15 protein-coding genes and 1 pseudogene are annotated in these 12,026 nt (G+C 71.3%); 10 read left to right on the top strand and 6 right to left on the bottom strand.

Annotation, left to right across the window (positions count from 1 at the left end):
• Nucleotides 1-36: 36 nt before the first annotated feature.
• Both ABZY44_RS21790 and ABZY44_RS21785 read right to left on the bottom strand, forming a co-directional pair.
• Nucleotides 37-297 carry a DNA-binding protein gene (locus tag ABZY44_RS21790; RefSeq protein WP_356656239.1) on the bottom strand — a complete coding sequence of 87 codons (261 nt, stop codon included), beginning with the start codon at nt 295-297 and terminating at the stop codon, nt 37-39.
• Between the two features lies 1 nt (nt 298).
• Nucleotides 299-541, bottom strand: coding sequence for a helix-turn-helix transcriptional regulator (locus ABZY44_RS21785; protein ID WP_356656237.1), 243 nt, complete (start codon nt 539-541; stop codon nt 299-301).
• A 175-nt stretch (nt 542-716) separates the two neighbouring features.
• Here ABZY44_RS21785 and ABZY44_RS21780 point away from each other — a divergent pair, with 175 nt between their 5' ends.
• The 3 genes from ABZY44_RS21780 (at nt 717) to ABZY44_RS21770 (ending at nt 2,844) form a co-directional block, all read left to right on the top strand.
• Nucleotides 717-1,142: a hypothetical protein gene (locus ABZY44_RS21780; protein ID WP_356656235.1), complete on the top strand. Its 426-nt coding sequence runs from the start codon at nt 717-719 to the stop codon at nt 1,140-1,142.
• Between the two features lie 142 nt (nt 1,143-1,284).
• Nucleotides 1,285-1,494: a hypothetical protein gene (locus ABZY44_RS21775; RefSeq protein WP_356656233.1), complete on the top strand. Its 210-nt coding sequence runs from the start codon at nt 1,285-1,287 to the stop codon at nt 1,492-1,494.
• 57 nt (nt 1,495-1,551) lie between these two features.
• On the top strand, nt 1,552-2,844 hold the full coding sequence (locus tag ABZY44_RS21770) for an integrase (RefSeq protein ID WP_356656231.1): 1,293 nt from the start codon (nt 1,552-1,554) through the stop codon (nt 2,842-2,844).
• 50 nt (nt 2,845-2,894) lie between these two features.
• Here ABZY44_RS21770 and ABZY44_RS21765 read toward each other — a convergent pair.
• Nucleotides 2,895-3,059, bottom strand: a pseudogene (locus ABZY44_RS21765) (LLM class flavin-dependent oxidoreductase); the annotation flags it as partial.
• Between the two features lie 49 nt (nt 3,060-3,108).
• Here ABZY44_RS21765 and ABZY44_RS21760 point away from each other — a divergent pair.
• Together ABZY44_RS21760 and ABZY44_RS21755 are read left to right on the top strand one after the other, a co-directional pair.
• On the top strand, nt 3,109-3,747 hold the full coding sequence (locus tag ABZY44_RS21760) for a PadR family transcriptional regulator (RefSeq protein ID WP_356656229.1): 639 nt from the start codon (nt 3,109-3,111) through the stop codon (nt 3,745-3,747).
• Nucleotides 3,748-3,936: 189 nt separating this feature from the next.
• Complete coding sequence (locus ABZY44_RS21755; RefSeq protein WP_356656227.1) at nt 3,937-4,629, top strand: glycerophosphodiester phosphodiesterase family protein; 693 nt, start codon at nt 3,937-3,939, stop codon at nt 4,627-4,629.
• Nucleotides 4,630-4,655: 26 nt separating this feature from the next.
• On the opposite strand, the gene ABZY44_RS21750 is transcribed toward ABZY44_RS21755, so the two are convergent.
• Nucleotides 4,656-5,195, bottom strand: a complete 540-nt coding sequence (locus ABZY44_RS21750; RefSeq protein WP_356656309.1) for a GNAT family N-acetyltransferase — start codon at nt 5,193-5,195, stop codon at nt 4,656-4,658.
• A gap of 194 nt (nt 5,196-5,389) precedes the next feature.
• Here ABZY44_RS21750 and ABZY44_RS21745 point away from each other — a divergent pair, with 194 nt between their 5' ends.
• The 5 genes from ABZY44_RS21745 to ABZY44_RS21725 all read left to right on the top strand — a co-directional run bounded on the left by ABZY44_RS21745 (nt 5,390) and on the right by ABZY44_RS21725 (nt 10,138).
• Entirely contained in the window at nt 5,390-5,944 is a 555-nt protein-coding gene (locus ABZY44_RS21745) for a DUF5134 domain-containing protein (RefSeq protein WP_356656225.1), read from the top strand.
• Between the two features lie 87 nt (nt 5,945-6,031).
• Entirely contained in the window at nt 6,032-6,970 is a 939-nt protein-coding gene (locus tag ABZY44_RS21740) for a M56 family metallopeptidase (RefSeq protein WP_356656223.1), read from the top strand.
• A gap of 192 nt (nt 6,971-7,162) precedes the next feature.
• Entirely contained in the window at nt 7,163-7,885 is a 723-nt protein-coding gene (locus ABZY44_RS21735) for a phosphatase PAP2 family protein (protein WP_356656221.1), read from the top strand.
• 37 nt (nt 7,886-7,922) lie between these two features.
• Nucleotides 7,923-8,615: a helix-turn-helix domain-containing protein gene (locus tag ABZY44_RS21730; RefSeq protein ID WP_356656219.1), complete on the top strand. Its 693-nt coding sequence runs from the start codon at nt 7,923-7,925 to the stop codon at nt 8,613-8,615.
• Between the two features lie 170 nt (nt 8,616-8,785).
• Nucleotides 8,786-10,138, top strand: a complete 1,353-nt coding sequence (locus ABZY44_RS21725; RefSeq protein ID WP_356656217.1) for an FAD-dependent oxidoreductase — start codon at nt 8,786-8,788, stop codon at nt 10,136-10,138.
• Between the two features lie 106 nt (nt 10,139-10,244).
• On the opposite strand, the gene ABZY44_RS21720 is transcribed toward ABZY44_RS21725, so the two are convergent.
• Both ABZY44_RS21720 and ABZY44_RS21715 read right to left on the bottom strand, forming a co-directional pair.
• Nucleotides 10,245-10,598, bottom strand: coding sequence for a transcriptional regulator (locus ABZY44_RS21720; RefSeq protein ID WP_356656215.1), 354 nt, complete (start codon nt 10,596-10,598; stop codon nt 10,245-10,247).
• Between the two features lie 104 nt (nt 10,599-10,702).
• Complete coding sequence (locus tag ABZY44_RS21715) at nt 10,703-11,818, bottom strand: NADH:flavin oxidoreductase/NADH oxidase (RefSeq protein WP_356656213.1); 1,116 nt, start codon at nt 11,816-11,818, stop codon at nt 10,703-10,705.
• Between the last annotated feature and the right edge of the window lie 208 nt (nt 11,819-12,026).

Raw genomic sequence — 12,026 nt, 5'->3', positions numbered from 1 at the left:
ACCGGGAAGAAACCGGCGGTCGGGGCCGCATAGCCGCTAAGCGGCAGAGGCGAGCGGCTTACGGCGAGTCGTCTTGCGGCCCGCGTGGCGCGCCCGGTGCAGCGCCTGCCGGTCGGCCTTGTCGGTGATGATGCGGCGGCCCGGCCGACTGTGCAGTCCCAGTTCCTTGAGCAGGCGACGGATGGTGTCGACGCTGCACTTGAGGGTGTACGCGGTCTCCTGGACCGTCATGTACTCCTGGTTGGGGTCATCGGGCGGTACCGCCAGGCCGTACCGGAGGTACTTGTCGCTCGGCATGTCACTCCTCAGGTGTTGTGGTCCTCGGTGCCGCAAGGAGCCGGTCGTCGGTCGAGTTCAAGGCCGCGCGGAGTGCGGCGTACCTGCTCGGCCTCATGCGTCTGCGGGTTCCGTTCTCCAGGTGGCAGAGGTAGCGGCGGCTTATCCCCGCCGCCTTCGCCAGCTCGGAAATCTCGTGTCCGCCACGCATGCGGGCCTTGCGGATTGCCGTCCCGTCAACCTCGAAGGTTGGGGGTTGGTGCATGCCTCAAAGCTAGACCTAGCTAGCCTTGCTGTCTAGCTCTAGTTAGGCGTGAGTTAGGGCTAGATAGGCCGTGAGCAAGCTCGAGGTAGCCTGACCTGGGCTTTTCGCGTTAACATTTCGGCCGTTCTAGCCGGTGGACCTAGCTGGCCCTAGCCGGTCCTGCGAAGATGGCCCCATGACGCGTGATCTGGACCGCCTGGCGAAAGCCGTCAAGGCCCGCCGACTCGAGCTGTACCCCTCGCGGCTGGCCGCCGCGGCTGCCGCCGGCATCTCCAAAGACACGTGGCAGCGCGTGGAGGACGGCAAACCCGTCCGCGACGGCACCTACGCGAAGATGGAGTCCATCCTGCGCTGGGCGGCCGGCAGCTCTGAGAGCATCACTGCGGGCGAAAGCCCAGTCGAGGTGCTGTCCGGGCCGGCCGCCGACGACACTTCGATCTCGAGAGTCCCGACGGAGTGGCTCGAGGGCGAGTTCCGCGAAGCCGTGCAGAGCGCCGCCATCGCAACCACGTCCAACCTGACGGTGCGCGAGATTCGCGAGCTGAACGAAGAGGTCATGAACGAACTGCGCAGGCGGGGCATCCTGCCGAAAGCTTCATAATTGGCCGTGCGTCACGTACAACCCTTTGGGCGTGACCAGTTCGTAACCTGTGAATCTTTAACTACCCTCTGACATCACAGCGTTCACTGTGGAAGGCTTACGCGAAAGCCCGGGGAGGTTCTCCAAAGCACGGGGAGGACCTATGAGCAAGGTCATCACTCTCGACCTCGGCCCGTCATTTGACGGGCAGGCGATAGAGGTCGCTGGAGAGCTGGTGTGCGTACTGCCGCCCACCTCCCTCGAAGATCCGGCTAAGCGCCGTCGGATCCTCGAGATGATGGGTACACAGGGAACGGACTGCACTGAGTGCCGCGGCTGTCAGGTCGGCTCGGCACACAATCTGACGTCCTGACGGGATGCCGGCGGCCCAGGGTCGCCGGCCCCCGAACCCTGAGAGAGTTGGTGAGCCATGGCCAACACCCCCCATGTCTACGTCGAGTGGCGCGGCGGAACATGCCGTGTGAAGTGGTGGACAGGCGAGTACCACGAGAACGGGCGCAAGCGCTACGAGTCCAAAGGCGGATTCACCGACGAGGACACGGCGCTTCAGCATGGCCAGGACAAGCTCTACGAGATCCGCCACGGCATCAATGTCACGAATCGCGACGGCTCAACGCCGATGACTCAGTGGCTGGACACCTGGATCGACTCCATCTCGGTAGACCACCTGACTCTCGTCTCATACAAGTCGCTGATCGAGAACCACATTCGCCCGTTCTTCAAAAGGAAATCCGTCGCGGAAATCGACGTGATGATGTTCCGCGCCTTCAGCAAAAAGGTCCGTTCAGTCCTGAAGGAACGGAGCGCGGACAATGTGATCATGGTTTTCAGCATGGTCATGGACGACGCAGTCAAGGCTGAACTCAGGAAGGCCTCCCCGGTCGAGCGTAAGTCGCGGCGAGGGAAGTACGAGCGGCGGGTCAAGGAGAAGAAGCGGCCGATGGCCATCGAGGCCGTCGACCAGCTCGCCAGGAACACTGAGTGCCACCTAGGACCGTCCGGATCTTCTCTGATCTGGACGATGGCCATGACCGGAATGCGCCCTGCGGAGCTCTACGGACTCCGTCGCGAGTACTGCTGGCCTGCCTGGCCGGCCTCGGATCCCGACCGGGAGCAGCGCGAAGAGTCCGCCGAACGCTACGGCGCCGACAACTCCATGCCTGCCATCCGGGTGGAGCATCAAGTCCAGTACGTGAACTCGAAGCTCACTTTGCTGCCCCCGAAGTACCAGTCATACCGGACGCTGGTGATCCCTGACTTTCTGGCATCCATGCTGGCTCGGTTGCTGGCTTCACATGAGAGCGACTGGGTGTTCCCTGCACTTGAAGGCGGGAGCATGGGCTCGGTCAACTTCGACTACCGATATTGGCGACCGGCAGCAGACGGGGCAGAGGCGCATGACGGGCCGCGGGTGGCAAAGCCTCGCCCCGCCCTGCCCGCCGTGCCTTCCTACGCGGGCAAGCGGCTTTACCTGTTGCGTCACGGACACAAGGAGTGGAACGACGAGGACGGTCACTCGCGCGTGGCGGTAGAGGCCCGTCAGGGGCACGAGCTGCCAGGCGTCGAGGGCGTGTACAGCAACGTGACACCGCTGATGGAGAGGCGCATCATGGAGACGCTGCAAGCCCGTTGGATCGGCCTTCAGCAGAGCCGATGGGAAGGCGCCGTCAAGATCGACTCCCAGTTGTTTCCCACTGGGTAGTGGCAGTGGGGTTCGAGAGCAGGTCGGGCCCGTTTTTGGGGTTGTTCTTCCATGTGGGCGTACCACTTCAGCGAGTGGTGCTCCACGGCCCAGATCCGGTCGAACCCCATCCGCTCGGCGAGGACCGCCTGCTCGACGCAGTCGTGGATGACCTGGTGCTCCCGTTCCACGGTCGGGTCGGCGAGCTGAGCTTCGAAGATCACGGAGAATTTCACGATGCCTCCAGGGTTGCGTCCCGTACCCGGCCTTATTTCTACTAGGAATATGACTAGTAGTCAGAAGCCGAAGAAGCAAGAGCTTCCGCCCACCGCGTGGGCGGTGCTCGGCCTGCTGTCCTTCCCCGGCGAGCGCACCGGATACGAACTGAAGAAGTGGGCGGACTCCTCCCTCCGCTTCTTCTACTGGTCGCCCGCCATCAGCCAGATCTACGCCGAACTGCGCCGCCTGGAGGAGCTCGGCCACGTGGCTTCCGAGCGTTCGGGACCCGAGGAGGTGCGGGCCAAGCGCCTCTACGGCATCACTCCCGCCGGGCGCGAAGCACTGGCCGGCTGGGCCGGCGACACCGCCGAGGCGGGCCCCCCGGTGCTCAAGCACGGTCTGCTGCTGCGGATCTGGCTCGGTCACCTGGCCGAGCCCGAGCGGCTGCACGCGATGGTGACCGCGCACATGGAGCGCACCACGCGGGAGCTGGCCGACGTACGGGAGGCCGTGGCGCAGGCGGCGGAGGTGGCGGACTGGGCCTTCCCGACCCTGGCCCTGCGCTGGAGCGAGCGGCAGCATCTGGCCGAACTGGAGCTGACCCGGGCGCTCTTGGAGGACCTGGCGGAGCTCGGCGGACCACCGGCCGCGGCCGGCGACGGCCAGGGACGTCAAGGCGGCGAGGACGCGCCCACGCCCGGGTGACACCGCGAACCCCGCCCGGGGCTCCGCAGCCCCCACAGGCCCGGCCGGAAGCGGCCCGAGGGGGCTGCGGGGCCCCTGCACGGGCGGTCTCATCGCCCGCGCGGCGCACTAGCATGCGTCCTCACCGCGCGCGGCCGGTCGGGACACCGCGACCGCGCGGGAGCCGCCGTCGACGGAAGCGAGAGAACCTTGACTTTCCTCACCATCGGTCACCGCGGGGTCATGGGTGTCGAACCGGAGAACACCCTGCGGTCGTTCGCGCGAGCGGAACGTTCCGGCATGGACGTCATCGCCCTGGACCTGCGACTCAGCAAGGACAACGCCCTCGTCGTCCTGCACGACGCCGAGGTGGACCGGACCACCGACGGCTCGGGAGCCGTCGCCGACCTGACCCTGGCCGAACTGCGCGAGCTGGACGCCGGGGACGGCCAGCGGGTACCCGTCCTGGAGGAGGCCCTGGACGCGGTCAGGACACCGCTCCAGGTCCAGGTCCGGGACGTGGGTGTCGCCGCCGTGCTCGCCGAGCTGCTGCGGGGCCGCGATCTGACCGGCCGCGTGGAGGTGGCCTCGTTCCACGACGAGGTGCTCGACGAGATGGTGCGGCTGGTGCCGGGCCTGCGCACCGTGCTCTACGCGGACCGGCCCGAGGCGGCCCGGAGGAACCTCGTCGACCGGGCGCTCGCCGTGCGCGCCGAAACGCTCGCCCTGGACATCTCGCGGCTCGACCTGGACACGGTGGAGTGGATCCACGAAGCCGGGCTGCGGGTGATCGGCTGGACGGTCAACTCCCTCGAGCGGCTGCGTCTCGCGCGCGCCCTCGGCCTCGACGGCGTGGTCACCGACTTTCCGGAGATCCGCTCCACGGGCCGCTTCACCGCCTGAGCCGCCCGTTGCCGCCGGCGCCCCGGCTACAGCGTCTTGACCAGCAGCTCGAAGGCCAGGTCGGGGCGGAGCGGGACGCCGAAGCGCTCGTCCCCGTACGGGAAGGGGCTCATCTCGCCTGTGCGCTCGTAGCCACGGCGCACGTAGTAGGCGATGAGCTCCTCCCGCACGCTTATCACCGTCATCCGCATCTCCTTGGCACCCCACTGCTCGCGTGCGCGGCGCTCCGCCTCGGCCATGACCTCCTTGCCGAGGCCTCCGCCCTGCAGGCCGGGGCGGACCGCGAACATCCCGAAGTAGACGTGGTCCCCGCGGTGTTCGAGGTGGCAGCAGGAGACGAGCTCGCCCGCGCGCTCCACGACGAGGAGCATGCCGTCGGGGTGCGCGACGATCCCGGCGACGCCCCGCGCGTCCGTGCGCTGCCCGTCCAGCACGTCCGCCTCGGTGGTCCAGCCGGCGCGGCTCGACTCCCCGCGGTAGGCCGACTCGACCAGCTCCACGAGCGCCGGGATGTCCGCCTCCACGGCACTGCGGAAGGTCAAGGCCTGGGAGTCGGCGCTCGGCATCGGGGGCTCCGTTCTGCGGGACGGCACGTCCGGAATGAGGTCCGGGATGACGTACGGGGTGCGTGCGGGGCCGTCCACGCAGGCCGTGCACGGCACACAGAGACTATCTCCGGGCGGCGTGCGGGCCGTGCGACGGGGGCATCTCTTCCGGTGAAGCCGACGAACCGGGAGGTTCCGCCGTGCACGGTCCCGCCATGCCCCTCTCCCCCTCCTCCGCCGTGTCCGGCTGGCTCCTCGTCCTGCTCTGCGCGGTGAGCGGCGCGTACTGCCTGTGGCGGTCCGGCAGATCCGACGGGGGTCCGGCGGCCGCCGGGGACGCGGTGATGGGCTTGGGCATGGCCCTGATGGCGGTGCCGCTGGGCACGGGCGGCGGCTGGCAGACGCCGCTGCTCGGCGCCGTCTTCTGCGGCGCGGCCCTGCACGCGGCCTGGCTGCTGCGCGGCGGCCTGCACCACGCGCACCATCTGATCGGCTCGCTGACCATGGTGTACATGGCGCTGGCGGCCGGGAGCGGGGCCGCCGCGGGCCAGGGGCACGACCACGCCCAGGGCGCCGGGCTGCCGCTGCTGACCGGGCTGCTGCTCGTCTACTACGCCGGGTACGTGGTGCTGGGCGGCGCCCGACTGGCCGCCGTGGGGGAAGGCGGGGCCTCCGCGCACCCGGCCGCGGCGGCCGGCCCCGCGGAGGTGATCAAGGCCTGCCGACTGACCATGGCCATGGGGATGTTGGCGATGCTGCTGATGATGTGATTCCCGCGCGCACGGCGCGAACGTGTGCTCCATCACCCTTCACCCGGACCGTACCCGCAGGTAGTCCCCCGCTCATAGGCTGGGGCCATGATGGTCCCCGCCGTTCTCCTGCTGCTCGGCGCCCTGACCGCGATGCTCGCACCCCGCCTGCTGGGCCGTGCCCAATGGACCGAGCGCGAACCCGTCGTGGCCCTGTGGGCGTGGCAATGCGTGGTGGGCGCGGTGCTGCTGTGCTTCGCGCTGTCGATGCTGCTGAGCGCGGCCGGCGCCTGGCAGGAGGTCCGGGGACGGCTGTTCGCCGTCGCACCGCACCGGGTGGTCGACGCCTACGCGCTCGGCGCGGCGGGCGGCGCCTGGGCCACCGGCACCGCCCTCGCGCTGGCGGGCGGCGGGCTGTGGACCGGCGCGATGCTGGCCCGGGAGGTCCTGCGGGCCCGCGCCCGGCGGCGCGCACAGGACGCCGAACTGCTGCTCCGCGCCCCGCTGCTGCCCGGCGAGGAAGCCACCGGGGCACGGCTCGTCGTACTGGAAGGGCAGCGCCCGGACAGCTGGTGGCTGCCCGGACCGACCCCGCAGCTGGTGGTCACGACGGCGGCGCTGGACCGGCTCAAGGGGAGCCAGCTGGACGCGGTGCTGGCGCACGAGGAGAGCCACGCGGCGGCCCGGCACGACTGGCTCCTGCACTGCTCACGGGCCCTGTCCAACGGGTTCCCGCAGGTCCCCGTCTTCGCCGCGTTCGAGACGGAGATGCACCGGCTGGTGGAGCTGGCCGCCGACGACGCGGCCTCGCGGCGGTACGGCCGCCTCACGATCGCCCTGGCCCTGATCGGCTTGAACGAGGACCGCGGGGTCTTCGGCCAGTACACCGATCCGGAGGCCCACGTCCCTCAGCGGGTACGGCGCCTGCTGTCGGCCGCTCCCCGGCTGACGGCGGGCCGCCGGATGCGGCTGACGGCACTGGCGACGCTGGCGCCGGCGGTCCCGCTGCTGGTGGCCTTCGGCCCCGGGCTGAGCGCGCTCGCCTGAGTCGTCCGGTCTGACGCTGTGCCCGGCCTCGTGCCGCGTCCGGTCTGACGCTGTGCCCGCCTGATGCCGTGACCGGCCGACTCCGTGACCGGCCGGATGCCGTGACCGCGCCGCACCGGCCGCCGGACCGGGCACCGGCCGTCCACGTGGCGCCTGGCCCGCGACGCCGCCGGCCGGTGCGAGGATCTACGCATGCGGAGTGATCAGCTGCGGCCGTGGAACCGGACCGGCCGCGCGCTGCGCACAGCCGCACTGGGCGCAGCGGTGGCCCTCGCCGTCCTGACGGCCCTGGTGGTGGCCCGCTGGGGGCCGTTGATGTCCTTCGACGGCCGGGTGGCGCGGGATCTGCACGCCCACGCCGTCACCCACCCCGGGCTCACCCACGTGGCGCGGGTGCTCAGCGACTGGTTCTGGGACCCCTGGACCATGCGGGCCCTGGCCGCGGTGGCCTGTCTATGGCTGTGGAGGCGGGGCCGGGGTCGGTGTGCGCTGCGGATCGCGCTGGTGATCCTGGGCGCCGCCGCGATCCAGCAGGGGCTCAAGGCACTGGTGGGCCGGGAGCGTCCGGTGTGGCCGGATCCGATCGCTACGGCGCACTACTCCGCCTACCCGTCCGGCCACGCCCTGACGGCGACGGTGGTCTGCGGTCTGCTGCTGTGGCTGGTTCCGCGCGGTGCCCCCCGCAGGTTCGCGTGGACGGCCGCGGCGCTCGCCGCGGTGACGGTCCTCGGGGTCGGCTTCACCCGGGTCTACCTCGGCGTCCACTGGCTCTCGGACGTCCTGGCGGGCTGGCTGCTGGGCGTCGTCCTGGTGGCCCTCGCCGTGCTCACAGCGCCTGGTGGGGCTGGTGGTACAAACGGGGCCTGCTCTGGGCGATCCCCCGCGTCGCCCAGAGCAGACTTTCCCACGCGCTGAGTATATTGGCTCAGAGCCAGTCAACGCAGGAGCAAGCATGTCCCCGCGCAGCGCATCGGTCAATGAAGAATTGCGGAGACGTTCCCGGGAACGGTTGTTGCAGGCCACGGTCGAGCTGGTGGCCGACCGGGGCTACGAGGACACCAAGCTCGGGGACATCGCCGATCGGGCGGGTACCGCCCGGGGCCTGGTCTCGTACTACTTTCCGGGCAAACGCCAGTTGTTGCAGTCCGCCGTGCACCGGCTGATGCACCTCACGCTGGAGGCGTCACTGGAGCGGGAGCCCCGCACCGAGGACGGCCGCGAGCGGCTCGCGCGCGCCATCGACGCCGTCCTCGGGCTGGCCCGGGACCAGCCGCGGCTGATGCGGACCCACATGGCGGGCATCCTCCAGGCGGACGGCTTCGTCCAGTGCGCCGAGCAGCAGCGGCTCGCGGAGCTGCTGCGGGGCACCGTGGAACGGTACGGCTCGGCGGAGGTGGACACCGACTACCCGCTGCTGCGGGCGCTGCTGATGGGCGCCGTGATCGCGGTGCTGCTGCCGGGTGCGCCGATGCCGGCGTCGCGGCTGCGGGCGGAGCTGTTCCAGCGGTACGGGCTGGACTGGGAGCTCGGGTTCCCGCCGGAGGGCGGACCGCCCGGCGGATCGTTTCCCTCACGCCGTCAGACCCCGTCGGACCCGGACCCCGCTGACCCCGCTGGACCGCACCGGACCTCCGACCCTTCCTGACCCCTCCTGGGCTCCTGGGCTCCTGGGCTCCTGGGCTCCTGGGTCGCCCGGGACCCTCTGGCCTCCTCCGGCCCCTCCCGGCGCCCCCGACCTCCGCCGGATGCGCACGGGGACTGCCGGTCCCCGGGGCCCGGTGTCATGCTGGGAGCACCTGCGTGAGGAGCTCCACCGTGCTTCGTATCGCCGTCGTCGGTTCGGGCCCCAGCGGGGTCTACGCCGCACAGACACTCGTCCAGCAGCGTGAGGTCCCCGGCGTACGGGTCGACGTGCTCGACCGGCTGCCGGCTCCCTACGGACTCGTGCGGTACGGGGTGGCTCCCGACCACGAGAAGATCAAATCGCTGCAGGGCAGCCTGCGGACCGTGCTGGAGGACGAGCGGATCCGCTTCCTCGGGAACGTCGAGGTCGGGGGCCCCGGACTGTCCACCGCCCGGTTGCTGGAGCTGTACCACGCGGTGGTCTACTGCGTCGGCGCCGCCCGGGACCGGCTGCTCGGCATCCCCGGGGAGGACCTCGTGGGCGTGCACTCGGCGACGGCCTTCGTGGCCTGGTACAGCGGGCATCCGGACGCGGCCGCCGAGGCCTTCGGTCTGCCGGGGGTGGACGCGGCGATCGTGGTCGGGGCGGGGAACGTCGCGGTGGACGTGACCCGGATCCTGGCCCGTGGCGTACCGGAGCTGGCCCCCACCGACATGCCCCATCCGGCGCTCGGCGCACTCGGCGAAAGCGCGGTGCGCGAGGTGCAGATGGTGGCCCGGCGCGGGCCCTCGCAGGGCAAGTTCACCACCAAGGAGCTACGGGAACTGGGCACGCTCCCGGGGGTGGAGGTACGGGCGGACCCGGCGGAACTGGCCGTCGACCCGGCGTACGCGGACCCGGGCGCGGCGCTGCCCGCGGTGAACCGCCGCAACGTGGAGGTGCTGCGGGGCTGGGCGGGCGGCCCGGCGGCCGGCGGGGAGCGGCGGATCGCGCTGCGGTTCTTCCTGCGCCCGGTGGAGGTGCTCGGCGAGGGCGGCCGGGTCACCGGGATGCGGTTCGAGCGGACGGCCCCCGACGGCCGGGGCGGGGTCACGGGAACAGGCGCCTACGAGGACGTTCCGGCGCAGCTGGTGCTGCGTTCGGTGGGCTACCAGGGCGTCCCGCTGCCCGGCCTGCCCTTCGACGAGCGCAAGGGCACGGTCCCGCACGCGGGGGGCCGGGTGGTCCGGGCGGGGCGCGCCTCGGTCGGCGAGTACGTGGCCGGATGGATCAAGCGCGGCCCGACCGGGGTGATCGGCACCAACCGGCCGTGCGCGAAGGAGACGGTCTCGTCCCTGCTCCAGGACGCGGGGACGCTGGCCCGGCGCGAGCGGGAGCGGGACCCCCTGGAGGCGCTGCGGGCGGCGGGGCTGCGCCCGGTGGAATGGCCGGGGTGGCTGGCCATCGAGACGGCGGAGGCGGAGCTGGGCCGGTCCCTGGGCCGGCGCTCCGTCAAGATCCCGGACTGGGAGGGTCTGCTGGCCGCGGCGGACCGGGCCGGCTGACCCGCGCCTCGGCCTCGACGGCATCCTCGAGGCCGTGGCCCCGGGCGTCGCCTCGGCCGCGGCCCGGGACCGCGGCCGGGGACCTGCCCCGGCCGGGAACCGGACGCTACCCCTCGGCCCGGAGGCGGGACTCCTCGGCTGCCGCGGCCGCGAGGATGCCGTCGAGGAGCCCGGGGAAGAGCGCCTCCAGGTCGTCGCGCCGCAGTTCGTTCATCTTGGCCGTGCCCTGGTAGCACTGGCGGACGACGCCGCTCTCGCGCAGGACGCGGAAGTGGTGCGTGGTCGTCGACTTCGTGACGGGCAGCGCGAAGGAGGAGCAGGCCTGCTCCACCTCCGAGGCGGCCAGTTCACGCACGACGCACAGCCGCATCGGGTCGGCGAGGGCCTGCAGGACGTCTTCCAGCCGGATCTCGGCGCGCTCGGGATGGGCAAGGGTCCGGGTGCCGGCCGTGTCCGTCATGTTCGCTCCCTCGCCCCGCCCGGTTGCGGCCGCCCGGTTCGGCGGCCCGTCCTCCGGCACAGCGTACGAGACTCCCGGAGAACACGGCCCGGACCGCCCCCCGTTCACCAGGCCCGGGAGTACTGGTCGGGCGCGGGCAGCTCGGCGCCCAGTTCCGCGGCGGCCCGCCGGACCCAGTAGGGGTCGCGGAGCAGCTCGCGGCCGAGGAGGATCGCATCGGCCTCGCCGTCGGCGAGGATCTTCTCGGCCTGCACCGGTTCGGTGATCAGGCCCACGGCGGCCACCGGGAGGCTGGTCTCCGCCTTGACCCGGGCCGCGAAGGGGACCTGGTAGCCGGGGCCGACCGGGATGCGGGCGTGCGGGGAGTTGGCGCCGCTGGAGACGTCGAGCAGGTCCACCCCGTGTTCGTGGAGCAGCCCGGCCAGCCGGACCGTCTCGTCGGCGGTCCAGCCCGCCTCCTCGAGCCAGTCGGTGGCGGAGATCCGGAAGAACAGCGGGAGCTCCTCGGGCCACACGGCGCGGACGGCGTCGACGACCTCGAGGGCGAAGCGGGTGCGGTTCTCGAAGGAGCCTCCGTACTCGTCGGTTCGCTCGTTGCTGTACGGGGAGAGGAACTGGCCGATCAGGTAGCCGTGGGCGCCGTGGATCTCGACGACCTCGAAGCCGGCGGCCAGCGCGCGCCGGGCGGCGGCCGCGAACTGGCCGGTGATCTCGTGGATCTCCGCGGCCGTCAGCTCGTGGGGCACCGGGTCGCCCTCGTGGAACGGCAGCGGGCTCGGGGCGCTGGGGAGCCAGCCGTGCGGTGCCGACGGGTCGATCGCCCGGCCGCCCTTCCAGGGGCTCTCGGCCGAGGCCTTGCGGCCGGCGTGGGCGATCTGGATTCCGGGGACGGCTCCCCGGGACTTGACGAAGGCCGTGATCGGGCGGAGCGCCTCGACCTGGGCGTCGTTCCAGATGCCGAGGTCGTACGGGGAGATCCGGCCTTCGGGGGAGATCGCCGTGGCCTCCTGCAGGAGCAGGCCGGCGCCGCCGACCGCGCGGGCGGCGTAGTGCGCGACGTGCCACTCGCTCGCGACACCTGCGGCCGGACCGTCGGGCTCGGCGCTGTACTGGCACATCGGGGCCATCCACGCGCGGTTCGGGATGGTCACCGAACGCAGCGTGTAGGGCGCGAAGAGGGCCGTGAAGGCGGCGGGGACGGTGGTGGCGGCAGTGCTCACGAGGGCTCTCCAGTCGTCGCCGGACACGGGTCCGGGGGTCCGGGGGTTAGTACGAGTGTCATCATACTATGGATCTCCTCGTACTACGAGAGTTCTCGTACCAAGGGGCGGCCGCCGTGTCGGGACGGCGCCACGGGGCCGTTGTCAGCGGCCGGGTGCAGACTGGCCCCACAACCGCCGTAAGGGACAACGACGTCCGGAGGTGTCG

This window comes from Streptomyces sp. NPDC006544 (assembly GCF_040611715.1).
Classification (GTDB): domain Bacteria; phylum Actinomycetota; class Actinomycetes; order Streptomycetales; family Streptomycetaceae; genus Streptomyces.
This window is presented reverse-complemented; position numbering and strand designations above follow the sequence as displayed.